Source organism: Pseudomonas sp. Irchel s3a18 (assembly GCF_900187535.1).
Lineage (GTDB): Bacteria > Pseudomonadota > Gammaproteobacteria > Pseudomonadales > Pseudomonadaceae > Aquipseudomonas.
Genome location: NZ_FYDV01000009.1, coordinates 1 through 24,452, shown reverse-complemented (window position 1 = coordinate 24,452; position 24,452 = coordinate 1). Strand labels below are relative to the sequence as shown.

The window sequence follows — 24,452 nt, the reverse complement described above, 5'->3', positions numbered from 1 at the left end:
CGTCAGTTGAGTTTCTTGTCAACGTCGACCAGCAACGCTTCTATCTCTTTACGCCGGCCAGCGTCGGCGGTTTCGCGCCCCGGCCGTGGCGCCGCTTGCAGCGCTCTTTGCAGTGCCACTTTGGCTTCAGAGTAGCGTTTTTGACGGTAGAGATGATCACCCCAGAAGTACAGGCTGTCGATGCCGTTCGGGTTCAGTTGCAAGGCCTGCTTGAGTAACTGTTCGGCCTTGTCCGAGTCGCCAAAGCCGATGGGCCAGCCCGGTACACGGTCGTAGAGCGCGCCGAGACTGGTGTAGGCCGAGCCTTGCAGGGCCTTGGGGTCCAGCACCAGTGCTTTTTCCAGATCGGCCTTGGCATCCTTGACCTTGCTCAGCGCCCCGAGCCCTCCCTGGGCGCCGGCCCAACTGCTGGTGACGATGCCGGACCAGACCCAGGCCTCGGCCACGGTCTGGCGCTCTTGAGTGAAGCTCGAAGCCTGAGCGGCGAGTTTTTCGAAAGCGGCAGTTCGTTGGTCCTCCGGCAACTCGTACTGAATGTGTGCCCAACGTTGCTGGATGCTGTTGAGGCGTTGCTGGTCAGCGGTATCCAGGGCCCAGACACTCTGGCTCAAGGCTGCAAACAGCAAGCAAGCGATGGTCTTCTTCATGGTTTGAGATTCTCCTTGTCGGGTTTCTGGCTCAGGCGACGGATCAGCGGCAATTGCTTGCGCAAGCCGCGGTCCACCAGATGGGGCAGCAGGCTGTTGAGGCGTACAAAAAAACGTTCCGGCCAGCCCAGGTACAAGTCGCGACGGTCATCCGCAATGGCGTGAATCACGGCGGCCGCCACGGTTTGCGGATCATCGACATTGGCCTTGAGGGCATCGTTCAGCGCCTGGGCCGCCGGGCTGTTCATGCTGGTGCGGGTGGCACGCGGGGCGACGTAGAGCACGCTGACCGGGGTGTCTGCCAGCTCCCGGCGCAAGGCTTCGGAGAACCCGCGCAGGGCAAACTTGGTGGCGCAATAACTGGCGTAGCCGGCGTAACCGATGGAGCCATAGGTCGAACCGACGTTCACCACCATGGCGCTGTCGGCGCGTTTGAGCAGTGGCAGCAGGAGTTTTGTCAGGCAGATCGGCGCACTGATGTTCACCGCCAGCATCGCGTTGATCTCACTGTCATCCAGTTGTTCGAGCATAGCGAAATGATTGACCCCGGCGGCATTGACCAGCATGTTGATGCCGCCGATGCGGTCGGCCTCCGCCAGCACTTCGCGGCGGTCGGAAATCGACGTCAGGTCAGCACCGATCCAGCAGAGGTTACGGGGGTAACGCTCAAGCAGCGGTACCAATGGTTCCCGATGCCGAGCCACGGCCAATACCCGGGCACCACTGGCGCACAGGGCTGTGGCAATGGCCAGGCCGATGCCGCCGCTGGCACCGGTCAACACGACGCGAGCTTCAGACAGGAGCATGCAGATTCTCCCCGTCACGCGGCAAGCCGCGGAACATATCGGTGTAGAGCCGGTACACCACTTTTGAGGCGTGAATGACGGCGGCCTGATCGTCCGGGTCTTCCAGCTTGTTCATCAGTCGGCGGTAGGTTTGCATGTGTTCGATATCCAACGAACCGTGGGAACTGAGGTAGCTGAAGGCGCTTGCCGGCAGGTCCAGGCGTTCACGAATGCTGCCGGCAGCGTGGGTGGCCAGGGCGATGCTGGTGCCTTCAAGCACGTTGACCATGCCAAACAGCCCCACCGGGTTGTCCCTGGCAATCAGGTCGTAGAGGAAGCTGACCATCAATTCGATCGGCAAGGACGGACGCCCGTCGCGTACGGCATCCTTGTCACCGCCGCAGGCCTGGATGTCATCGAGTACCCACTTTTCGTGGCCGTATTCCTCCTCGATGTACTCGCACACCGCTTCACGCAGCCATTCCAGGCGTAATGGCAGGCGCGCACCGCAGGCCATCATCAACGGCACGGTATGGCGCACGTGGTAATAGGCCTGTGCCAGGAAGGCCCGGTAACTTTCCAGGCTGACCCGGCCTTCGAGGGCGTCGAGAATGATCGGCAGATTGAACAGCTCGTGGCGTTCTTGTTGAGTCGCTTCTTGCAGGGTGTCGAAAAAACTCATGGTACGGATTCCTCGGAAAATGCAGATTCGGTCAGTTGCGCCCGGTAGCGTTCGACAATGGCGTCGCGACGGGGGCGGCCATTGGCGGTCAGCAAACCGTTGGCGGGGGTGAAGGGTTGATCGAGCCGGGTCCAGTGACGGACCTGGGCGTACTCGGGCAAGGCCTTGTTGGACTCGGCCACAGCGTTGGCCAGTTGTTCGTCAGTGCAGTCCGGGCGATGCGGCCAGAGCAGGGCATGGTTGCCCGGCATGGCTTCGCCGTAGACGAAGGCCTGGGCGATATGCCGGCGCTGGGTCAATTCGGCCTCCACCCACTCGGGATTCACGTTGCGCCCGAAGCTGGTGACGAATTGATGCTTCTTGCGACCTTTGAGGTAGAGAAAACCCTCCGGGTCGAATTCGCCGAGATCACCGCTGGGCCACCACTCAGCGGTGTGCGGCGCGTCTCCCAGATAACCCATGAAGGTCGAACCCTTGATCAGCACTTCGCCGTCTTCGGCCAGGCGAATCTCCACATGGGGAAGAGGGCGGCCGACACTGCCGGGACGGCGTGCCTGCGGCTTGTTCAGGCATACCACCGATGCGCACTCCGACAGTCCGTAACCTTCGTATACCGGGACGCCTGTGCGCTGAGCACGCTGCAACAGTTCCTCGGAAACCCGGGCGCCGCCGACAGCGGCAAAACGCAGGCATTGTGGATCGAAGGCCTTCTGCTCGGCAGCGCTGACCAGCATCAGCAACAACTGAGGTACCAGAATCAGGCTTTGGGGGGATCGGCTGGTCAGGCACCCCAACAGTTTTGGCACATCCACACCGCTGGCGCCTTGAATGCCCAGGGTTTTCTGGCTGGGCAGGCTCAAGGTCGCGCCAGCGTACAACGCGGCATAACAACCAATGTTCTCAAGCAAAATGGCCAGCGGCAGGAGGGCCAGATGGTGTTGTGAGTCGGTGGGTTTGCTGGCCAGATCCAGCTCGCGGGTGACACGCAGAATGCTGTCGGCACTTAAGCACACACCCTTGGGTGTACCTGTAGTACCCGAAGTGAAGGTCAACTTGGCGGTGCCTTCGGGCATCCGGTCTGGGCCGTTGAAGGTGCGGCACCAGAACTCTCCGGTTTTCAGATAACCAGCCGCTTGCAGTTCATCTTGCAGTTGCGGCTCGGCAATTACCCGTTCGGCCTGGCTTTGTTCCAGGCAATGCTTGCGTTGCGCTGGACTGAAAAAGGGCGGCAAGGCCACGCAGGTCAAGCCTTCGAATAACACGGCCAGGTCCCAGAGCATGGCTTCGACGCCGTTATCCAGCGCCAGTGCAACCACCTGGACCTGCTCATCGCGCAGGCGCTGCTGGCGATACATGACTTCGGCATAAAGCGTGGCGTAGTCCAACTTCCGCCGATCGTCCCATAACGCGGTGGCATTGGCTTTAAGCTCGGCCTGGTTGCGCAGTGTCTGATTGAAACGCTCCACTTCAGGCGACATGGCAGAATCCCTCCGTGGACGTTGGCAAGCCCAAACGATTGAACAGGCCAATGTTGCGTAGATGAATGAACCCGCAGCGGATATTGCCAACGTGAACCCAAGGTTTGCTTTCGTAGTAGCTGCCCCAGGCGTGGCGGTCTTCGCCCAAACGCGCTGGGTCGGCAGCACACAGCGCCACAGGCTTCAATCCAAGGCGATGAAAGCTGTTCACCAGCCCCAGGTTCCCGGTGAAGGCGACCCATTCCAGACCCCCCATGGCGAGCAGGTAAGTCATCGCGATGATGCTCATCCGTGCACTTCCAGTGTCGCTGGCCGCCAGGTTGCCCACCTCTACGATGGCTGACCGGTCTACTGCCTGGTCTTCTGCGGCACTGATCAGCGGATCAATCGGCTCATCCAGATAACCTTCCAGAAACAGCGGTTCGGCGCCTGCCACGCGCACACCGACCACCGCACACAGCACACCGGTGGCATCACTCATGCCAAACAGCTCCGGCATGAAATGGCGGATGTCGGCACCGTGGGCCTTGCGGAATCGTTGCTGGATAAAACTTTCGAAGACAGGCCGTTGCGGGTCACCCGGCAATGCTCTGACAAGATTCATTTGCAGTTTTTCGGCTTGGCCGAAGTACAGCGGCAACTGAACATTCCAGTTGAAATCGGACATTGGAAAACACCTCCCCCGGATCAATTGGGGAGAAGTATCAAAGGCATTTCTTAACGAAGTCTGAAGGTGACAAAAGATCGGCCCAAATGGTCTTCAGATTGCCTTAAGACTCGGCGGGCAGGGTGGCGCCAGTCGACTCGGTGAAAGCCGCGTCCAGGCTGCTCGAATGAGTCGGCAGCCAGCAATGACGTTCATGAGGCCCACAATGACCGGCGATATAACAACACAGCGTTATGGGAAACTGTCGATCACGATGCACTGGCTGATGCTGGCGCTGTTTATCGGCGTATACGGCTGTATCGAAATCAAGGGGCTGTTGCCGCGCGGCGGTAACTTGAGGAGCTTGTTTCTCGGGCTGCACGGTTTGTTCGGCCTGAGTATTTTTGCCCTCGTCTGGGTCCGCTTGCTCGGACGGCTGACACCGCGCCCGCCGATCAAGCCGGCGCTGCCCGCCTGGCAGACCGGTATTTCCCATCTCATGCATTTGGCGCTGTATATGCTGATGATCGGCACGCCTTTACTGGCTTGGCTGATGCTGGCGGCAGGGGGCAAGCCGATGCCCTATTTTGGTTTTTTGCTGCCGGCGCCGGTGGCGGTCGATCCTGACCTGGCCAAGCAGTTCAAGTATTGGCACGAGCTGCTCGGGAGCGCCGGTTACTGGTTGATCGGCCTGCATGCGGTGGCGGGGTTGCTCCATCATTACTGTGTGGGCGACAACACCTTGACCCGGATGCTGCCAAGGAGTTGATTGCCTTTGCCTTGAGGTTTTGGCTGCGTATGTCCAAGGGCTCGCATCGGGTCAATAGAGGTCACTGAAGCGCAACAGTACTTCGTCAACGCATGCGCTAGCCACGCTGACCGGCACGGAAATTCGCTGCCATCCAGAAGTGAGAGTGCAAGTTTCAGTCATGTCGGCAGCGTTTTTTTATTTGCTGCATATACTGACCGAGCAGCCTGATCTTGCCATCCGTCGTGTTCCTTCTTGAGCAGTGTCGCGTTCACCGTGAACAACTTCAGGCAAAACAAAAACCTACAGAAAGACAAGGAGCGTTATGAGCTATCAAGTCATGAGCAACACGACATTGTCTATCGCCTGATGAGTAGTTAGCTGACCGACTCACTCATCTAATTCAAAGAATGGAGATTCAGGTTCATGATGATCACACTACCGAGAGCACTTGGCTGTGCAATGGTATTGCTCGCGCCCTTTGCATTCACGCTCGCCCATGCCGCGGACACCACTCCTGCCGAAACGAAGGCCATCGCGCAGGAGGGTTACATCTACGGCCTGCCCATCGTGATGAACTATGCGATCATGTACGACTACGCCGTCGACAAGCACTCCAGCCAATACAAGGCTCCGTTCAACCAGATCCATAGCCTGCACCATGTCGCTACTTATCAGGACACGGCCGTTGTTTCGCCGAACAGCGACACGCCGTATTCCATGCTGTTCATGGACCTGCGCAGCGAGCCGATCGTGCTCTCGGTGCCAGCGGTGGAGAAACAGCGTTACTACTCGCTGCAGCTCATCGATGGCAATACCTACAACTTCGGTTACATCGGCAGCCGAGCCACCGGCAGCGAAGCCGGCGATTACATGGTGGTCGGCCCCGATTGGAAGGGCGTGACCCCACCGGGCATCAAGAAGGTGTTTCGTTCCCGCACGCAACTCCCTTTCGTGATCTTTCGCACCCAGCTCTACAACCCGGCAGACATGCCGAACGTCGAAAAGATCCAGTCCGGCTACGCGGCCCAGCCGCTATCGGCTTTTCTCAAGCAGCCCGCGCCGCCTGCCACGCCATCGATCGACTTCCCGAAGATTGACAAGGACCTCGTGAAGACCGACTTCTTCAAGTATCTGGGTTTTGCGTTGCAGTTTGCCCCGGCCACACCGGATGAAGTGGCGATCCGCGCGAAGCTGGCCCGTATCGGCATTGGCGCCGGCAAGGACTTCAACTTCCAGGAACTCCCCGCCGAACAACAGGCCGCAGTGGTTGAGGGCATGCAGGCTGGGCATGCGAAGGTCCGGGATGCGGCCAATCATCTTGGCACGCAGGTCAATGGTTGGAACATCGTGGGGGCCGGCGGGGACGCCGCCTTCTACAAGGGCGATTGGCTAAAGCGTGCCGCCATCGCGCAAGCGGGCATCTACGCCAACGACGCCGAAGAGGCCACGTATCCGATGGCCAAGACCCTGGCCGATGGTAAGCCGCTTGACGGCAGCAAGCACAACTACACCATCACCTTTCCGGCTGGACAGCTCCCGCCGGTCAATGCCTTCTGGTCGGTGACCATGTACGACGGCAAGACGCAACTGCTGATCAAGAATCCGCTCGATCGCTACCTCATCAACTCGCCGATGCTGTCCAACATGAAGAAGAATCCGGACGGCTCGCTCACGCTGTACATCCAGAAGGATTCACCCGGCGCGGACAAGGAAAGCAACTGGTTGCCCGCACCGAATGACCTGATCTACCTGGTGATGCGCCTCTATTGGCCTCGGACGGTATCGCCTTCCATCCTGCCTCCCGGCAAAGGAACGTGGAGTCCACCGCAGATCGTCAAGGTCACGTGACCCGCTAACGCTCCGGTTGCAGCGGACGGCACGGGTGCGCCGCCGCTGAACCGGCGCGTCAGGGGTTACCACTGATCGAAAACTGATCCGGCAACAGCGCTTGTACCAGGCACTGACCCATTTGTTGTGCCGCCCCTGCCAGCAAGAGAATACCGGGGAGTCGAATGCGAAACAGGATAGCCGCCCTGGGTAAAATGTTGACCGGCAGATGGAGTCAGTTTTAGACCAGCGTCGACACTCTTCTGGTTGCATCGACCGGTTGAATCCACAGTCGATAGCTGCCCTTGGTGGCAGGCAGCAAACGGCCCAGAGTGTGTAAAAACGCATGCGCCGTTTTGAAGTCTGCGTTGCTACGTAAAATCCGCTGGTGCTTGTGTAATCAGCAGACCAGAGATTTGCGTAGGAGCGCGATTTTTGTTCAAGCCCCGACTGTCAAACGTGTTCTAAAACGTTTTTACACAGCCTCGGCCAGAAGCAGCTGCTTGGAAATGATCCAAAATCGCTTTTCAGAAGGAGAAAACCGGGTGCCGGCAGCGCCAGGAAGTCAATTGATGAGCTATACCCGCTAATCTCCCATTGCAGTTTTTCAACACAGGGGTTTGGCAATGATACTCAGACATTCACTTGCAGCTCTCATGATCACCGCAAGCCTCTTCGGCTGCACCACGTCATCGGACCATGGAGTGTCCGTTCCTTTGGTTGCCACCCGGCATAACACCGGTCAGATCGGTAATGTAACGTTGGCAAGCTGGGACAAACAGACGGGACTCAGTTTCTTCATCAGTGGTGCTCCAAGCGGGGTCTCGCTGCCGTTGCGCCTCTACACGTTCATCAATAAAGGCAGTTGCCAGCAACCCGGGTCAGTCGCCTACGCAATGAATGATCAGGTCAACACCGAACCCCAACCCATACGCGGCTGGACGTTCTCTAGAAGCGCACCTGTCGAACTGCCCGTCCTGCTTTCCGGTGAGTACTCCATCCTCGTGCGAACTGCACCGGAAAGTGGCAACGTCGATATTTTTTGTGGGGATATCCAGCAAGTAAGCTCGATGAAATAGCCTCGGCCATTTCGACCCGTTCCATAGGTTTGCGCTGGTCAGCCACTCAGTGCAGGTCAAACTGGACGCTGCGCAGTGCAACCGAACCGGCAGAGATCGACCGAAAGCAGGCCTATGATCCTGTCCGGGAACCCAGGTTGTCTCTATGAAACCAGAGGCGATTCAATAAGTGTCCCCCTACGCTTGGAAGAATCGCTCGGGACGGCATGGGCTAAGGGCAGAAGATGCCTTGTCGTCGATTATCTCCTCGCTGGCAAGGCGGCCTACTATCGCCGCCAGAGTAACTCCAGGATGCATCGCGCAAACGTATACACCGCCGATATTGGGTAAATAGCCGATGATGGGGATGCCATCGACAGGAATGGGTCTGAGTCCGACACAAGCCAATTCCGGATCAATGGAAATAACCCCGTAGAGTTCGTTCTGTATGGCCTTGGCGGTTCGTAGCGCTATCGCTACTGGCTGGTTTTCCAAAGAGTCGCCCAAGTAATCTTCCGCCGCTAGCAACGTACCATCCGTGCTTTGTCTCACTTCCATTTCAGGGCTAGAGATGATGGTGTGCACGAGATTGGGTTGTGACTTGTAGCGGATGAATATTGCAGGAGAGGCCTCGATTGGAAGGGGCACTTTTAGCGTCTCTGTCAGCTTCGTGATGCCAGTCCCTGCTGCCAGCACGACAATGTCGGCATCGATGACGCCCATTGCGGTTTCGACTCCCGTCACCTTTGCACTCTGGGTTGTAAAGCCGAGCACCCGAGTCTGTGTGAGAACCTTCGCCCCATGAGCCTGGGCACCTGCGATCAAAGCATGCGTTGCTTGCACTGCGTCCAGCGCGCCTTCTTCAGCTTCATACAAAGCATGCCGAGGGGGATTCTTCAGGTTTGGCTCAAGGCCGAGAATCTGGGAGCGGGACACCAGGGTGGCCGAAGGCTGGTGACCTGAGGCTTGCAGCACTCCACCCAAGCTCGCGCTGTAAGACAGGGAGCCTGTCCATCGTACCTTCAGACCAGGCAGTTCGGTTTCGAGTCGGCGGTACTCGTTGATGGCGGCACCGCGCAATTGCGCGATTGGATCGGTCCCGCTGTGTGAGGTGTTGATCCATGCGAATGAGCTTCCAGTCACTCCAGACGCTATTCCTTCAGCCTCGACCAGGATGACATTCGCGCCTTTGCTAGCCAGGTGATACGCCAGGGACGCACCCACTATGCCTGCGCCAATGACAACGACTCGTTTGTCTACACCATTGCCCATATCAACCTCCGCTTTGTCGACCCGATGATGGTACGACATCCGGATGATCGAATGACCTGGAAACCTGGTCGTCCATGACTCCTTTGCGCGTCCGCTTCTGGCCGGGTCCGTTGAAAAACTCCCGTTGCGATTTCGGCCCGCAATAGAGCATTGCCTATGTCAACGGCTGGGAGTGGTCTGTCGTGAAGGGCTGCTATCGATGGAGGTCGGTGTTTCGAACCCGAACTTATTCGTTAGCCGTTACGCAGTCGCTCGCGGCGCGATCATCGCAGCGGCGAGGGTCAACGTATTCAGGATGGGGTTCATGCGGTTCTTCCTTACCTGCATCAGAGGGGCTGCCGAGGGTGTGGAAATACCAAGCCAAAGGGGAGTTCATCGAATCCATGAAGCACGCCGTTCATCAGCAGACTTTTCGAGGTCACGCTCACCTTTGCACATTACCCGCTACGGTTTACTTCACAGGCACGATCTGATTGAAAGTTGGCGTGAAATGAACAATCCGGATCATCAGGGTGCCGCAAGCTAGCGAAGGATCTGCGTGATCCTCAACGACAAGAATGGCACTCAGAGCGACGGCCCCGAGCACGTTGCGAGGTTTTCGTATGACTAAGGCAACCATGCCCGTTGGCTCCGGTGGGCAACAACCGGAGGCTCCCCGTTCGGTGTTCATCACCGGCGCCAACGGATTTATCGGCAAGGCGCTGCTCAAGCGCTACAAAGCGCTGGGCGCACAGGTTCGGGGCATGGATCTGTACGCCGACCCGGACAACGATGTCATTGCCGGCGACTTGACCCGGCCACAGGTCTGGGCCGAGCATGCCAGGGGTTGCGAGTTGTTCATCAATACCGCAGCGGTGGTATCACTCGCGGCGCCCTGGGCACTCTATCGCGAAGTGTCGGTGCAAGGTGTGCGCAACTGCCTGAACGTCGCGATTGCCGGTGGTGCAAAGCGTTTCTTGCACATTTCTTCAATTGCGGCGCTGGGCTGGAACTACCCGGATATGGCCGATGAGTCCAGCGACGTGGTGATCGGCGACCAATATCGCTACGGCGTGGCCAAGGGCGCGAGCGAGCACGTGGTGCTGGCCAGCCATGCGGCGGGGGAGATCGATTGCACCATTGTGCGTCCGGGGGATGTGTACGGTCCGGGTTCGCGAGCCTGGCTGATCGAACCCTTGAAAATGGCCAAGGCCGGGGCATTGATTCTGCCCAATGGTGGCAAGGGGGTTTTCACTCCGGTGTACGTCGAGGATTTGCTCGACGGCATCATGTTGGCGGCGGGCCTTGTTCAGGCGCGGGGGCATATCTTCCATCTGAGCAGCGCCAGCCCCACCACCTGCAAGACGTTTTTCGCCAATCACTGGCGCTGGGCCGGACGTAGCGGCACACCGCGAACGCTGCCCCTCACACTGGCGACCGCGCTGACCCACTTCATCTGGCGGGTGAACGGTTTGTTCAAGATCAACAGTGAAGTCACCCCGGACGCGATGTACATGCTCGCCCGTACCGGCGATATCTCGATCGCCAAGGCCCGGCGTTTGTTGGGTTATGAACCGAAGGTTTCCCTGGAAGACGGGTTGCGCCGGTCCGAGGACTGGTTGCGGGTGAATGGGCAGATTGCGCCTTGACCTGTGGGGGAGGGCTTGCTCGCGAACCCATGGCTGCCAGTCATTCTTAACGCATGAATCCATGATGTCTTCGTGCTAAGGCTTGAGCACGGAAGTCACCCTAGGCTTCAGCAGTGATCAGAAGGTTTCCAGCTCGTGTTGTTACATCACGATGGGCATCGGTCAGAGCGCTTGAGCACCGTACTGAGGACGCGCTGTCCGTATAAGCCGACACCTAGCCCCGACACGATGAGAACGACGGCAACTATTTTGTTGAGTGACAGGCTCTCATTGAAAATCATGACTGAACCGAGCAGTCCGAATACCGGCACCAATAAGGACAATGGCGCGACTGTAGACACTGGATATCGTTTCAGAAGTGAGTTCCACACCCAGTAGCCGAACAGTGTATTGGGGTATACCTGGAACAGGATCGACAGGACAGCGCGGTAGTCGAGTTGGTTCACCAATGCGCTGTAACCCGTCGAGCCGTTCACCGCGTAATCAAGCGCGAACAAAGGGATGGGCGAAAACGCGCTGGACCACACAAGGAAAGCGAAGACCTGAGTGGTCTTCGCTTTTTTATTGATCACGTTGGCCGCACTCCAGGCGACCGCTCCCAGCAGCGTCAAGACCAGCCCGGCCATCGTTACTGTCCCATCAGCAATTGAGATGATGCTCAACAAGCCACAGGAGGCGATACCTATACCCGCAAGTTGGTAGCGGGAAATCGCTTCCTTGAAAATCCATGAGCCCAGCAGGAGGGTGAAAAACGCGCTGAACTGAAGCACCAGCGAAGCGATTCCTGCTGATAGACCAGACTTGATGCCAATGTTAACGACGCCCCAAAGTCCGATACCGAAGACCAGACCGTAACCGATGATATAGCGCCACTGCACATCAGGTTTCGGAATGAAAAAGATTGCTGGAAGGGCGCAAAGCGTGAAGCGAATACCAGCAAGAATCAGCGGGTCAACGCTGATGAGGCCCAGTTTGATCACCGAGAAATTCAAGCCCCATATGGCAGTAATCGAGATTGCGAGTAGTAGGTGCCCGGCTTTCATGCTGATCTTCCTTGAGTGGTAGTCGAGAAATGACTCGTAAGAACCCACAGCGCCAAAGCTGTAGCGCTGATCAAGGCGCCCAGCAGGCTTACTGCCATCCAGCCCCAGAGCGCATAAACCTGTGTCGCGGCTGCCGCCCCCAGCGCGCTACCGACCGAGTAGAAGCACATGTAGGCGCCGACCATGCGACTTTGGGCATCGGGTCGTGCAGCAAAAATGAGGCTCTGGTTGGTGACGTGTACTGCTTGCACCGCGAAGTCGAGCAAGACCACTCCGCAAACCAGCGCGATCAGGGACGTCTCGGCAAAAGTGATGAACAACCAGGAAAGCGTCAGGAGCCCCAGCGAAATGCCGGTAACTCGTTGTCCCAAACCTTGATCGGCCCAGCGACCTGCTTTTCTGGCAGCAAGGGCACCGGCGACGCCGGCCAAGCCAAACATGCCGATGGCAGTGTGTGAAAGCGTCAGTGGCGGAGCGCTCAACGGCAGCACCATAGATGTCCATAGCACGGAAAAAGCGGCAAAGATCAGTAAGGCCAGCAGGCCCCTGATCCGCAAAACCGGTTCGGTCATGAACAGCTTGAACAGTGACCCGATGAGCGCTTGGTAGGAGTGTTGATTGCGTGGCGACACTGTGCCAGGAACCACTTTCCAGAACACCGCCGCGATGGTCAGCATCAATCCTGAGGAAACGAAATAAACGGCGCGCCAGCCCGCTAGATCTGCGATCAGCCCAGAGGCAAACCGTGCCAGAAGAATACCCAGGACAACTCCGCTGGTTACTGTTCCCACTGCCTGCCCACGTTGTGATGGCGTTGCCAGCACGGCGGCATAGGCCACAAGCACCTGAACGACCACTGCCAGTAAGCCCATCACGATCATGGCCCCCAGCAGGGCCAGCCATTGCTGTGATGCGCCAACTGCCGCCAGCGCAATCGCAGACAGGATCACTTGAGTGAAAATCAGCCGTTTACGGTTGACCATATCGCCCAGCGGTACGATCAATAGCAACCCCAGTGCGTATCCAACCTGAGTGGCCGTCACCACGACCCCGATCAATCCTGAGGTGACGCCCAGGCTCTGCGCCATTGAGGCCAGCAAGGGTTGGGCAAAGTAAACATTGGCTACTGCAAGTGCGCAGGTGACGGAAAACAATAACGTGAGTGACGGAGAAAGCCCCGGAGACCGGTCGGTCCTGCTGATTTCTCCGGTATCCGTATGCGGCAATCCCGAAGGCTGCCTGGAGAAACGTTTGGTGGCTGAGTCGGCATCTGCTGTCATGTACGCCTCCATGGCGTTAAACTGGTTTCAATTCAAAACCTGTTTCAATTGTTGCTGGATCAGGTTTCAAATTGCAACTACATTGAGCCAGATTGATCGACAGACTTGGCAATCCTTATCCAAAAGGTAAATACGATGGTCGAAGGTGCTTCACCGCAAAGCAGCGAATGCCCGGTAGCAAGAACACTGGAGGTAATTGGAGATCGCTGGTCGCTCATGATCATCCGCGACGCATTTGACGACATTCGCCGATTCAGCGAATTTCAAAAAAGCTTGGGCGTGGCCAAGAATATTCTGGCATCGCGACTGAAAACGTTGGTTGAGGTCGGTGTATTCGACGTTCGACCGGCGTCAGATGGCAGCGCCTACAAGGAGTACGTTCTTACGAACAAAGGACGGGAAATCTTTCCGGTTGTGGTCAGTATGAGGCAGTGGGGCGAACGTTTCCTGTTCGAGCCGGGAGAGATACGTTCTGTGCTGTTGGACAACGAGTCCGGACAGGCTCTAATGCCGATTGATGTTCGCTCATCAAGCGGTCAAAAACTTGGACCGTCTGACTGCCACAGAGTGAGACTTGTTGCCGACGAGTCGTGAATCGACAGCAGACTTACCTCATACCAGAACGACCCTAGGGGCATTCGAGCCAGTTTGCTAGGTGTTCAGTCTCGCAGAGTCATGATGCTTGCGCCTCTTCGCGAGCGGTAGGTACGGGTCGAGCCATGGCCCTTGTCGCATAAAGTTGAAATGCACGGCGTTGCTCGACAGAATTGCGCCCCGATCCGGCCAGAGGTGCCGGACGTTCGTGGTGAAAAGGGGCTGCAGTTGAACGAACAGACATTGTCCATGCGCCTGGAGCGCGTGGCGGCGCATGTGCCAGCAGGTGCGCGCCTGGCCGATATTGGCTCGGATCACGGCTACCTGCCAGTGGCGTTGATGCGCCGTGGCGCCATCGCGGCGGCGGTGGCCGGCGAGGTGGCATTGACGCCGTTCCGCTCGGCCGAACGCACCGTGCGCGAGAACGGCCAAGACCTGCGGATTACTGTGCGCCTGGCCAACGGCCTGGCGGCGATAGAACCGGGAGACGGGATCACGGCGATCAGCCTCTGCGGCATGGGCGGCGAGACGATCCGCGACATCCTCGACAGCGGCAAGGCGCGCCTGAGCGGCCAGGAACGCCTGATCCTGCAGCCCAACGGCGGCGAGCAGCCACTGCGCCAATGGCTGATGGAAAATGGCTACTGCATCCTCTGCGAGGAAGTGCTGCGGGAAAACCGCTTCGACTACGAAATCATCGTCGCCGAGCGCGCCGGGCCGGTGCTGTACACCGCCGAGGAGCTGTACTTTGGCCCGCTGCAGATGCAGGCACGCAGCCCGGCATTCCTGCGCAAGTGGCAGCGCATGCTGCGCCTGAAGCAGCAGACCCTGACCCACTTCGCCCGGGCGCGGCAGGCCGTGCCCGAGGAGAAGGTGCAAGACATCGCCCGGCAGGCCCGGTGGATCACCGAGCTACTGGCTTGAGTCCGGTCCAGGGGTTGTACGAAAAGTCGCCGAGCGGCGATCAGGCAAGGCAAACACAGGCGAGGAGCGGCCGGGGTCGCGCTCGACTATTGGGTTGTCAATGAGCATTCCGACCGGGCTCGCGTCCGAGCCGGTTTTCAACGCGGCATGATCGGCGCGTAGGCACTTTTCGTACAAAGCTTAAGACGAATCGAGGGCCAATTTGAATCGCCCTCAAATTCGTAGACACATCTGAATGACAGCTTCCGGCCGACTGCTGCCTGGCAGTGAGAGCCGCTATCGGCCCATTGCAGATGTTCACAATGCCCAGTAAGCATTCGGCCCACACCCGTCACGGCTTACCTGAAAGCGTATGATGGCCAGCCTTCATTGCCGATATGGAAATCGCCATGCTCCCTGACAAGGCCTGCTCAGTAGTTCTTTCATCCACGCGGCTCCCCAGGATCCTCTTGTTCCGTCATCCGCAAGCTGGGGTGCAACTGGTAAAGGGCACCATTGAAAAGGGGGAAACACCGGGGCAAGCGGCCCTGCGTGAACTAGCGGAAGAGTCTGGTATAAGTGCAGCCATAATCAAAGACGATCTAGGGTGTTGGGATACCGGTCATCACGGTCAGATCTGGTCGTTTCAACTGTGCCAGCCAGGTGGACCACTACCTGAGCAATGGTCTCATCAGACGCTCGATGACCATGGCCACCTTTTCGAATTTTTCTGGGCTTCGCTCGACCAGTTACCCTATACCGATTGCCACCCTGTCTTTCGTCGAGCGCTGGTCTTTTTGTGCGAGGCTTTGGAAGCGCGTGGGCACTGGACGGACAAGCATCCCTGATTCATCTGCCGAACGACTGCTTTTGGCCCAGAGTGTGTAAAAACGCATGCGCCGTTTTGAAGTCTGCGTTGCTACGTAAAATCTGCAGGTGTGCTTGTGTAATCAGCAGACCAGAAACTTGCGTAGGAGCGCGATTTTTGCTCCAAGCCCGACTATCAAACGTGTTCTAAAACGTTTTTACACCGCCTCGGCCGAAAGCAGCCGTCCACGAATGGCCGCTTACGGCCCAGCTCTCATCCCAGGCCAACGATCCGAGAGATTGCATGGGCGCTAAAATGGCGCCTACGGCGTTTTCGTTGAGCCGCGGCAAGTCAGTACTATCAGTTTACAAACTGTCTTTTTTGTAGCCAGGTGATTGCGCCAGAAACTCTGCTATCAGTGATGTAATTTGCTGCTGAATCAACCCACGAGCGCGACCGTTATCGCCATCCCGGCAAATGATGCCATCGCCTGGTACGTCTTCTTCGAGCATTACCTGCGCACCAGGTTTGCACATCGACATGAAGCTGAAATGGCTTGCGTCGCTGATCTCGACGTAATGGCTTGACGCCGCAGGCAGGCGTTTGGCCAGGTTGGCAGACTCCAACTCAGCGGGAAGTTCGCGCGACGGTACGCCGGCAGCGATCACCAGAGAGGGTACAGGCAGCGCGGCCAGGCTTTCATTGGTTAGACCCCGTGAAAGGCCCAGGTCCAATGTAACCACGGCAGTGACGCGTTTATCGCGCCAATCGGCGGCCAGCGCGGCCTTTGATTCTGAGGTGTTTGCGGGGCTTATCTGTCCGTAAACGATGCAACCGGCTAACTGCGGGTGGGCTTTGCAGTCATGGGCGAACAGGTCTGGATCGAAACGAGCACCGGCGATCTGCAGGGCGGTCCAGCCGCCGAGTGAATGGCCCACTACTGCAATTCGGCCATTGGCGACCTGGCCAAATTTTTCAGGTTGAGTCGTGACCCTATCAATGGCTCGGCGCAGATCAACGGGCCGCTGCCATAACTGCGCAGCTGCTTGAGGGCTGAGGTCATGGGTGGTGGTGCCAGGGTGATTGATTGCGGCGACGATGTAACCCCTATGAGCCAGAGCACTGGCAAGCCAAATCTGGTTGCTCCAGTTACCCCTGTATCCGTGGGATAGCACCACCAATGGATGTTCGCCGGCAGATGGCGGCGCGTTACGAACGGCAGAGGCACCAACAAACACCACAGTATCGGCGATCAGTTGCGTGGCTGCGGTAGTTGCACTCGGGTACCAAACAACCATCTCCAGTGCGCGGTCATTGTGCGAATCCGGCAGTGTGGAAGATTGGAAACCGACGGGGTTCTCGTCAGCAAATGCGATAGTCGTCAGCCAAGCCAACAACAGGGCGCCGAAAGCTATTTTCAATGTCGTTTCTTCCTTGATTAGACAAGTGCATAGCACCTGACCCCGCCGTAAGGCGCATCCACCTTCCTACGGAGTCGAAATTAATGTGGTTGCATACAAGCACGGGCATTAAAGCCCAGATTCGAACCGCCGCTCATAATTTTCATCGTTAACGCTATTCGCGGTCTTAGCGAGAAGGCTGACGTTCGCTTTTGGCCGAGGGTGTGTAAAAACGTTTTTGAGCGCGACAGGTACTCAAAACTGGACTGGAAATCGCGCTTCTACGCGAAACCCACATCTGCCTGACGTGCCGATAAATTTCAGATTTAACGTAGACGCGCACACTTCAATTTTGGCGAAGCGTTTTTACACACTTTGGGCCGACTGCTGCCGGTCGCAAAGAGCCGCTAACGACCGAGGCTGTGTAAAAACGTTCTCGACCAGTAACGGCGATCTGAATCGGGTCAAATAACGCGATCCCACGCAAATTTCAGGTCTTGATTTGACCAGAACTCCGGCAGATTTCACGTAGCAACGCAGACCTAAAAATGATGCAGGCGTTTTTACACAGCCTGGACCCATAGCTGGCCTCGGTGTCGGAAATTCCGTGTCCGGAACAAGTGGTTGCTATCCGAGGTGCCCCAACTGGTGTGTCAGGCCAAAGAGTACGCTGCCCTCGATACAGCAAGGGCAGAGTCGTTGTCGCGCTGGCAACGGATGCCAGCTGCTGTCCAGTTGTTTACATGACCTGGATGAATGTCGGCGGTTGGCGCCGGTTAGAGCTTTGCAAGCCGCGCGCCTGCGCCGCCTCAGTGTACGATTTGCGCAAGAAACGCCTTGGCCCGCGCGCTTTTCGGGGCGCTGAAGAAGTCCTGGGGCGGGGCGTCCTCGATGATCTGGCCGCCGTCGAGAAACAGCACGCGCTCGGCCACTTGCCGGGCAAAGCCCATCTCGTGGGTGACGCACAGCATGGTCATGCCGCTGCCTGCCAGCTTCACCATCACATCCAGCACTTCGCTGACCATCTCCGGGTCGAGCGCCGAGGTGGGTTCGTCGAACAGCATGATTTTCGGTTCCATGCATAACGCCCGGGCGATGGCCACGCGTTGTTGCTGGCCGCCCGAGAGCTGGCTGGGGTACTTGTCGGCCTGGCTGGCGATTCCGACTTTTTGCAGGAAATGCCGGGCCAATTCCTCGGCCTTCTTGCGGCTCAGGCCGCGTACCGAGATCGGGGCCAGGGTGCAGTTGTCGAGCACGCTCATGTGCGGGAACAGATTGAAATGCTGGAACACCATGCCCACTTCGCTACGAACCTTGGCGGCCTCGCGGGTGGTCTGGGACAAGTCGGTGTCGTTGACCAGGATGCGGCCTTTTTCGGCGACTTCCAGCCGGTTGATGCAGCGGATCAGTGTCGATTTTCCGGAGCCGGAAGGCCCGCAGAGCACGATGCGTTCACCTTCGCGAACTTTCAGGTCAATGTTGTGCAACACATGGAATGCGCCATAGAACTTGTTCAGGCCGGCGATATCGACCACCACTTTACGGGTGTCGGGGCGAGCGGCGAGCGGCGTATCTACAAGGGCAGAGAGGGCGTTCATGGTCTGGTCTCCGGCAATCAGTGGAAGCGCTCGGCGCTGTATGGGGCAGGGTCGGTAAAGGGCATGGCGCCGGTCATCAACTCGGCCAGCAAACGGCCGCAGACCGGGCCGAGGGTCAGGCCATGGTGGGCATGCCCGAAGTTGAACCACAAACCCTTGTGCCGCGGTGCCGGGCCGATTACCGGGCACATGTCCGGCAGGCACGGGCGGCGACCCAGCCAGGGCTCGGCGTCCAGGCGTTCGCCCAGCGGGTAGAAGGCGCGTGCCAGTTCTTCGCAGCGACGCAACTGGATTTCGTTGATCGGGTCTTCGCTGTCGGCGAACTCGATACCCGTGGTCAGGCGAATGCCCCCCACCATCGGTGCCAGGACATAACCGCCCACGGGGTCGAGCAGCGGCTGTTGCAAACGGGTGCCAGGCAGGGCGGCATAGTGCATGTGGTAGCCGCGCTTGATTGCCAGCGGAATGTCATACCCCAAGGGTTCGAAGATGCCCCGGGCTTGCGGGCCGAGGGCCACGACGGCTTCGTCGGCAATCACCAGGCCCTGTTCGCTCTGCACGTCCCATTTACCGACGCGCTGGCGCAGGGAGAGGGCATCGCCGAGCACGAACACGCCACCGCGCTTGACGAACAGTTCGGCATAACCACGGGTCAGGCCGCCGGGGTCGCTGACGGTCTTGGGGTCCAGCCAGTGAATGCCGCCGACCACGCTGCTGTGCAAGCCCGGTTGACGGGCATGCACCTGGTCCCGGTCGAGCACTTCATAATTCAGGCCATAGTCCTTGAGCGCGGCGGCATCGCGTTGGGCCTTGGCAAACGCCGGTTGCGCGCTGTAGGCCTCGACCCAACCACTGGCCTGGATCAACTTGTCCATGCCGGCCGGCGCCGAGAGCAGGTCATGTTCGCTGACGCAGCGCTCCACCAACGGCAACATGGCCCGGGTCGCGGCGGCCAATCCCTTGGCCCCAGAGTGCCGCCAGTATTGCAGCAACCACGGCCCGGCCTTGGGCAGGTGTTTCAGGCTGTAGCGCACGTCCGACTGCTGGTTGAGGGCGTAGCGCACCAGGCTCGAGAGCTGGCGCGGGAACGCATAGGGAATCACGCTGGCGCGCTCGATCAGCCCGGCGTTGCCGTGGCTGGTGCCATTGCCCGGCTGTTGGCGGTCGATCAGTACGACCTTGCGGCCACGGGCCTGTAACTGGAGTGCGGTACTGACGCCGACAATCCCGGCGCCCAGAACGATGGTTTCGCAATGCATGGGTAGATCCTTGATGCAGGGGCGCTCACGGCAGCCCGAGAAAAAACCGGTTTACTGCAGGTGACGGCCGAGGCGGCCCTCCAGCGCTTTCAGGCTGCGCCTCACCACTTCCACGATCAGCAGGTAGAGCACGGCGGCCCAGAGGTAGATCTGGAAGTCGAAACTGCGCGAGAAGGCCAGCTTGGTCACCCCCATCAAGTCGTAGATGGTCACCAGCGAGGCAATGGCGCTGGCCTTGATCATCAGGATCAGTTCATTGCCCAGCGGACCGATGGCCACCAACAGGGATTGCGGCAGGATGATTTTGCGGAAGGTGGTCCAGCGCGACAGGCTGAGGGCTTTCGAGGCTTCGCGCTGGCCCTGGGCCACGGCCAGGATGCTGCCGCGCAGAATCTCGGCCTGATAGGCCGCCGTGTTCAGGGTGAAGGCCAGGAGCGTGCAGAACCAGGCGTCACGGAAGAACCACCACAGGCCCACGTCCTGCCAGAAGCCTTTGAACGAACCCAGGCCGTAATAGAGCATGAACAGCTGGGCTAGCAGCGGCGAGCCGCGGAAGAAATACACATAGACGCTGGTAAAACGGCTGATAAAGCGGTTATTCGACAACCGGCCCAACGCGATCAGCAGACCGAGCAGGGCGCCGAGCGTGAAGGAAATGGCCACCAGCTTGGCGGTCACCAACAGGCCATCGATGAAGCGTGGACCATAGCGCTCCAACAAGTCAGGGCTGAGGAACAGGTTCTGCAATTCATCGAAGCTCATGGGCGAACGCTCCGTTGATGGCGGCTGAAATACTGCTCCAGGAACTGGAACAACCGGCCGGAAATGGCCGAGAAAAACAGGTAGCCAAAGCAGGCCACCGTGTAGAACAGCATCGGTTCCTTGGTGACGCTGACCGCCAGGTTCGTCTGGCGCATCAGGTCGACCAGAGAGATGGTCGACACCAGCGAGGTGTCCTTGAGCAGCGACAGCCAGTTATTCGACAGGCCCGGCAGGGCAATGCGCACCAGCTGTGGCAGTACCACCTTGGTAAAGGTGGTGCGCCGGGACAGGCCAAGGGCGGCCGCAGCTTCGAACTGGCCCTTGGGTACGGTCTTGAAGGCGCCCAGCCAGATCTGGCTGGAGAACGCGGCGAACACCAGGCTGAAGGCGATCATCGCGGCGACGAAAGGATTGATCGCAACTTCGGCCTCGTAGCCCATCGCGGCCAACAGTTTCTGTGCGCCGATCTGGCAGCCGTAGTAGATGATCAACAGCGTCAGCAACTCGGGCAGCCCGCGGAACACGGTGGAAAAAACCGTGCTCATGGCCTGCGGCCAGCGTCGTCGCGAGCGGGCGGCCAAGGCCAGGCCCAAGCCCAGCGGCAGACCGATCGGCAGGCAGCTCAGGGCCAGGACAATGGTCACCAGGGCGCCGGCCACCAAGGCCGAACCCCAGCCGCCGCTGGCGAAGGATAGCAGTGACAGGTTTTCGAACATGCTCGAACCCTCTCGGTCAATTAAGCTCGCACGTGCTCGCCGCCCCTGGGGAAGGGGCGGTGCAACGTGTCGGCACGGAACGACCCTCAGGCTCGCCTGAGGGCCAGGGGATCAATAGATATCGAAGGAGAAGTAGCGGCTGGAGATCTTCTTGTAGGTGCCGTCGGCGACGATTTCATCCAGCGCTTTGTTGAAGCGCTCGCGCAGGGCGTCGTCACCCTTGCGCACCGCGATGGACGCATCGGCGGTGGTGCCGTTGACGTCACCGATGATCTTGCAGCAGTCCTTGCCGGCGCTGTCGATCCAGGCCAGCAGCGGGAACTTGTCGGCAATCACCCCGTCGACCCGGCCGGCAGCCAGGTCGCTGTTGGCTTCATCCAGGGTCGGGTAGAACTTCACGTCGGCTCCCGCCGGGCCGTAATGGTCTTCGGCATAGATGGCTTGGGTCGAGGATGCCTGGGCGCCGACCGTGAGGCCCTTGAAGTTGGTCTGGGCGTCAGTGATGTTCGAGTCCTTGGGCACGGCCACGGACAGGGGAGTGCGGTAGTAGTGATGGGTGAAATCGATTTTCTGCTTGCGTTCATCCGTGGCGATCATTGAGGCCACGACGGCATCGTATTTCTTGGCCATCAGCGCCGGGATAATCCCTTCCCAGTCCTGGGCGACGATGCTGCACTGCACGTTCATGCGTTCGCACAGCGCGTTGGCGATGTCCACATCGAAACCGTGCAGCTTGTTGTCCGAGTCAACGTAGTTGAACGGCGGGTAAGCCCCTTCGGTGGCGATCTTCAGTACTTCAGCCTGCGCCCCGGTTGCACCGGCCAGGACCATTGCACATGCACTGGCAAAGCGAATGACGTGTTTCATCTAGCACCTCGTTTTATTGTTTTGAGCTGGGTGACGATGTGTATCCAACGAACTCGTTGTGTAGGACCGCAATCGCTTCAAGACGCTTTTCGACTTCCGGGCCCAGCTGCTTGCAGACGTCGTTGACCAGCAGGTGCACCAGCGACAGCATCGCCGCCGTCGATTCCCAGAACAGGTTGAACTCGGTGGGCACGCGGAACACTTCGTCGGCGTTCTGCTCGGCCCAATCGCAAAAGGTATCGGTGACCAGGGTCACGGGGATTCCCGCCTCGCGGGCCTTGCGGCACAGAGTGAGGGCGTGACGCGAATAGCGGCGGGCTTCGAACACCACCAGCGCACTGTCCTCGGGGGCGCTGAGCAGCACTTCGGCGTAATGCCCGGCGGCACCGTCGACCCAGTGCACGTCATCGCGCAGGTACTGCAGCAGATGCACCATGGAGGCAGCGATGCCGCGTTCGGTCTGGAACCCGGCGACGAACACCTTGCGCCGAGTGGCCAAGCGCTGGCTGACGGTGTGCCAGGCCTGGGTGAGGCTGTATTCGTAGACCTTGACCAGCGCCGCGACTTCCAGCTCGAAACTGCGGGGTAAACCTTGCGGGCCTTGACTGGCCTGCTGGCGGAACTCCTGCAAACGATCGCCAACCAGCCACGGGCCATCGCCCAGGTCGGCCTTGAGGTCGTTTTTCAGGTCTTTGAAGTGGCTATAACCGATGGAGCGACAAAAACGCCCGACGCTGGATTCACTGACGTTCAACTTCGCGGCGATATCGGCAGCGGTCTGGAACGGCAGCTCATAGAGGTTGGCCAGCATGTAATTGGCAATCGCCCGACCGGAGGCGGCGGCGGTTGACAGACTGCTTTCAAGGCGTTGTTTGATCGGCTGGCTCAAGGCTGTTTCCTGTTGTTATTCAGCGCTTGCGGAAGAAAGTGGATGTTTTCTGTCATAAAGTCAATATTTGACAGATAACTGTCACGGCCGGATAGTTCGTCACGCTGTTCCACAGCCATAACAACAACTCGACTGGAGCCTCAGCATGTCCCAACTCAACGCCGCCTTGCCCGCAGTGGAGCCCGTTTCGTTCGCCGATCTGAGTCAGATGTTGCAACGGATCCTCGAGCGTCATGGCACCTCGGCCGAGGTGGCCCGGGTGCTGGCTCACAACTGTGCCAGTGCCCAGCGTGACGGTTCCCATAGCCATGGGGTGTTCCGCATTCCCGGTTACCTGTCGTCGCTGGCCAGCGGCTGGGTGGAGGGTCGGGCCGTGCCGTTGGTCGAGGATGTGGCTTCGGGCTTTGTGCGGGTCGATGCCGGCAATGGCTTCGCCCAGCCAGCCTTGGCCGCGGCCCGTGGGTTGCTGGTTGAAAAGGCCCGCAGCGCCGGAATCGCGGTCCTGGCGATTCGCAACTCTCACCATTTCGCCGCGCTCTGGCCGGACGTCGAACCCTTTGCCGATGAAGGCCTGGTGGCCTTGAGCGTGGTCAACAGCATGACCTGCGTGGTGCCCCATGGCGCGCAACGGCCGCTGTTTGGCACCAACCCGATTGCCTTTGCCGCACCCCGCGCCGGTGGTGACCCCATCGTCTTTGACCTGGCCACCAGCGCCATCGCCCACGGCGATGTACAGATTGCCGCGCGCAAGGGGCAGTTATTGCCCGAAGGCATGGGGGTCGATAGCCTGGGCCAACCGACCCGGGACCCTCAAGCGATACTCGCGGGAGGCGCCTTGTTGCCCTTTGGCGGGCACAAGGGCTCGGCCCTGTCGATGATGGTCGAACTATTGGCGGCCGCCTTGACCGGCGGGAACTTCTCGTTTGAATTCGACTGGTCCAAGCACCCCGGCGCACAAACGCCGTGGACCGGTCAGTTGATCATCGTGATCGACCCGAGCAAGGCCGCAGGCGCCAACTTCGCCAGCCGCAGCGAAGAACTGGTGCGGCAGATGCGTGCGGTGGGCTTGCAGCGCATGCCCGGTGACCGGCGTTATCAGGAGCGGGCCAAGTCCCTGGCCGAAGGCATTGCGTTACCGGCGTCCGAGCTTGCGCGGTTGCGCGAACTGGCGGGTTGAGAGCGTTGGTTGTAGTCCCTTACCACTGTTCAACTTGGGGCCAAGGCCGGGGTCTCGAGACCTGAGTTTGTGGGGGGCTTGTTTCAAGGGTTCAAGTCTTGCTCGGCATGGGGTGGAACCAGCTAGTCGACACCCCAGTGGGGGGCCATGCCTGTACCCATCGGCCAAAAATGTCTTTCACGGTTGTCTGTGCTTTCAGCCAATGGCTGCCTGTCATGACTGCCTGTTGCATCGACCGGTTGAATCCACAGCCAAAAGCAATGGGATGGACTCCTCCTCACTTCGGCATCTTGAGTGCCAGACTGAAAGTGCGAACCACAGTCAACGGTGAGAAGGAGTCCACACATGAAGCTTATGCGAATTGGGGTCGACCTGGCCAAGA

The 24,452-nt window shown here is 59.0% G+C and carries 23 protein-coding genes; 8 read left to right on the top strand and 15 right to left on the bottom strand.

What is annotated here, in order from left to right; translation table 11 throughout:
- Window positions 1-2 precede the first annotated feature (2 nt).
- From CKW29_RS14310 to CKW29_RS14290, 5 genes are read right to left on the bottom strand one after another with little or no spacing between them, the layout of a single operon-like run.
- Entirely contained in the window at window positions 3-647 is a 645-nt protein-coding gene (locus tag CKW29_RS14310) for a tetratricopeptide repeat protein (protein ID WP_095147461.1), read from the bottom strand.
- Entirely contained in the window at window positions 644-1,453 is an 810-nt protein-coding gene (locus CKW29_RS14305; RefSeq protein WP_095148708.1) for an SDR family oxidoreductase, read from the bottom strand. Before CKW29_RS14305 ends, CKW29_RS14310 begins: the two co-directional genes overlap by 4 nt.
- Window positions 1,440-2,114: a TenA family transcriptional regulator gene (locus CKW29_RS14300; RefSeq protein ID WP_095147459.1), complete on the bottom strand. Its 675-nt coding sequence runs from the start codon at window positions 2,112-2,114 to the stop codon at window positions 1,440-1,442. Before CKW29_RS14300 ends, CKW29_RS14305 begins: the two co-directional genes overlap by 14 nt.
- Complete coding sequence (locus tag CKW29_RS14295; protein WP_095148707.1) at window positions 2,111-3,592, bottom strand: AMP-binding protein; 1,482 nt, start codon at window positions 3,590-3,592, stop codon at window positions 2,111-2,113. Before CKW29_RS14295 ends, CKW29_RS14300 begins: the two co-directional genes overlap by 4 nt.
- Window positions 3,582-4,259 carry a thermostable hemolysin gene (locus tag CKW29_RS14290; RefSeq protein ID WP_095148706.1) on the bottom strand — a complete coding sequence of 226 codons (678 nt, stop codon included), beginning with the start codon at window positions 4,257-4,259 and terminating at the stop codon, window positions 3,582-3,584. The genes CKW29_RS14295 and CKW29_RS14290 overlap by 11 nt, the downstream gene beginning before the upstream one ends.
- Window positions 4,260-4,464: 205 nt before the next feature.
- Here CKW29_RS14290 and CKW29_RS14285 point away from each other — a divergent pair, with 205 nt between their 5' ends.
- The 3 genes from CKW29_RS14285 (at window position 4,465) to CKW29_RS14275 (ending at window position 7,895) form a co-directional block, all read left to right on the top strand.
- Window positions 4,465-5,007, top strand: coding sequence for a cytochrome b (locus CKW29_RS14285; protein ID WP_095147456.1), 543 nt, complete (start codon window positions 4,465-4,467; stop codon window positions 5,005-5,007).
- A gap of 441 nt (window positions 5,008-5,448) precedes the next feature.
- Window positions 5,449-6,837 (top strand): DUF1254 domain-containing protein, encoded by a 1,389-nt coding sequence (locus CKW29_RS14280; protein WP_371850676.1) that lies wholly within the window; start codon window positions 5,449-5,451, stop codon window positions 6,835-6,837.
- Between the two features lie 605 nt (window positions 6,838-7,442).
- Complete coding sequence (locus CKW29_RS14275; RefSeq protein WP_095147454.1) at window positions 7,443-7,895, top strand: hypothetical protein; 453 nt, start codon at window positions 7,443-7,445, stop codon at window positions 7,893-7,895.
- A 177-nt stretch (window positions 7,896-8,072) separates the two neighbouring features.
- On the opposite strand, the gene CKW29_RS14270 is transcribed toward CKW29_RS14275, so the two are convergent.
- On the bottom strand, window positions 8,073-9,146 hold the full coding sequence (locus CKW29_RS14270; protein ID WP_095147469.1) for an FAD-binding oxidoreductase: 1,074 nt from the start codon (window positions 9,144-9,146) through the stop codon (window positions 8,073-8,075).
- A gap of 602 nt (window positions 9,147-9,748) precedes the next feature.
- On the opposite strand from CKW29_RS14270, the gene CKW29_RS14265 reads away from it, so the two are divergent.
- Window positions 9,749-10,774, top strand: a complete 1,026-nt coding sequence (locus CKW29_RS14265) for an NAD(P)-dependent oxidoreductase (RefSeq protein ID WP_159950297.1) — start codon at window positions 9,749-9,751, stop codon at window positions 10,772-10,774.
- A 146-nt stretch (window positions 10,775-10,920) separates the two neighbouring features.
- On the opposite strand, the gene CKW29_RS14260 is transcribed toward CKW29_RS14265, so the two are convergent.
- Together CKW29_RS14260 and CKW29_RS14255 are read right to left on the bottom strand one after the other, a co-directional pair.
- Window positions 10,921-11,817 carry an EamA family transporter gene (locus CKW29_RS14260; protein ID WP_095148705.1) on the bottom strand — a complete coding sequence of 299 codons (897 nt, stop codon included), beginning with the start codon at window positions 11,815-11,817 and terminating at the stop codon, window positions 10,921-10,923.
- Window positions 11,814-13,097: an MFS transporter gene (locus CKW29_RS14255; protein ID WP_095147451.1), complete on the bottom strand. Its 1,284-nt coding sequence runs from the start codon at window positions 13,095-13,097 to the stop codon at window positions 11,814-11,816. The genes CKW29_RS14260 and CKW29_RS14255 overlap by 4 nt, the downstream gene beginning before the upstream one ends.
- Before the next feature lie 135 nt (window positions 13,098-13,232).
- Between CKW29_RS14255 and CKW29_RS14250 the strand changes: the two genes are divergently transcribed.
- From CKW29_RS14250 to CKW29_RS14240, 3 genes are all read left to right on the top strand, one after another.
- A complete protein-coding gene (locus CKW29_RS14250) occupies window positions 13,233-13,691 on the top strand; it encodes a helix-turn-helix domain-containing protein (RefSeq protein WP_095147468.1) in 459 nt (152 codons plus the stop codon).
- Window positions 13,692-13,919: 228 nt separating this feature from the next.
- Window positions 13,920-14,615, top strand: a complete 696-nt coding sequence (locus tag CKW29_RS14245; RefSeq protein WP_305883054.1) for a tRNA (adenine(22)-N(1))-methyltransferase TrmK — start codon at window positions 13,920-13,922, stop codon at window positions 14,613-14,615.
- Window positions 14,616-15,004: 389 nt separating this feature from the next.
- Complete coding sequence (locus tag CKW29_RS14240) at window positions 15,005-15,442, top strand: NUDIX domain-containing protein (protein ID WP_095147449.1); 438 nt, start codon at window positions 15,005-15,007, stop codon at window positions 15,440-15,442.
- A gap of 325 nt (window positions 15,443-15,767) precedes the next feature.
- Here CKW29_RS14240 and CKW29_RS14235 read toward each other — a convergent pair whose 3' ends face one another.
- The 7 genes from CKW29_RS14235 to CKW29_RS14205 form a co-directional block, all read right to left on the bottom strand.
- Window positions 15,768-16,823 carry an alpha/beta fold hydrolase gene (locus CKW29_RS14235; protein WP_095148704.1) on the bottom strand — a complete coding sequence of 352 codons (1,056 nt, stop codon included), beginning with the start codon at window positions 16,821-16,823 and terminating at the stop codon, window positions 15,768-15,770.
- A gap of 788 nt (window positions 16,824-17,611) precedes the next feature.
- Entirely contained in the window at window positions 17,612-18,400 is a 789-nt protein-coding gene (locus CKW29_RS14230) for an amino acid ABC transporter ATP-binding protein (protein WP_305887442.1), read from the bottom strand.
- A 17-nt stretch (window positions 18,401-18,417) separates the two neighbouring features.
- A complete protein-coding gene (locus CKW29_RS14225) occupies window positions 18,418-19,659 on the bottom strand; it encodes an FAD-binding oxidoreductase (RefSeq protein ID WP_095148703.1) in 1,242 nt (413 codons plus the stop codon).
- A gap of 51 nt (window positions 19,660-19,710) precedes the next feature.
- Window positions 19,711-20,421, bottom strand: coding sequence for an ABC transporter permease (locus CKW29_RS14220; protein ID WP_095147446.1), 711 nt, complete (start codon window positions 20,419-20,421; stop codon window positions 19,711-19,713).
- Entirely contained in the window at window positions 20,418-21,137 is a 720-nt protein-coding gene (locus tag CKW29_RS14215) for an ABC transporter permease (RefSeq protein ID WP_095148702.1), read from the bottom strand. The genes CKW29_RS14220 and CKW29_RS14215 overlap by 4 nt, the downstream gene beginning before the upstream one ends.
- Window positions 21,138-21,248: 111 nt before the next feature.
- Window positions 21,249-22,004, bottom strand: a complete 756-nt coding sequence (locus CKW29_RS14210; protein ID WP_095148701.1) for a transporter substrate-binding domain-containing protein — start codon at window positions 22,002-22,004, stop codon at window positions 21,249-21,251.
- 13 nt (window positions 22,005-22,017) lie between these two features.
- Entirely contained in the window at window positions 22,018-22,893 is an 876-nt protein-coding gene (locus CKW29_RS14205; RefSeq protein WP_095147444.1) for a MurR/RpiR family transcriptional regulator, read from the bottom strand.
- Window positions 22,894-23,038: 145 nt separating this feature from the next.
- Here CKW29_RS14205 and CKW29_RS14200 point away from each other — a divergent pair, with 145 nt between their 5' ends.
- Window positions 23,039-24,070, top strand: a complete 1,032-nt coding sequence (locus CKW29_RS14200) for an Ldh family oxidoreductase (protein WP_095147443.1) — start codon at window positions 23,039-23,041, stop codon at window positions 24,068-24,070.
- Window positions 24,071-24,452: the final 382 nt, after the last annotated feature.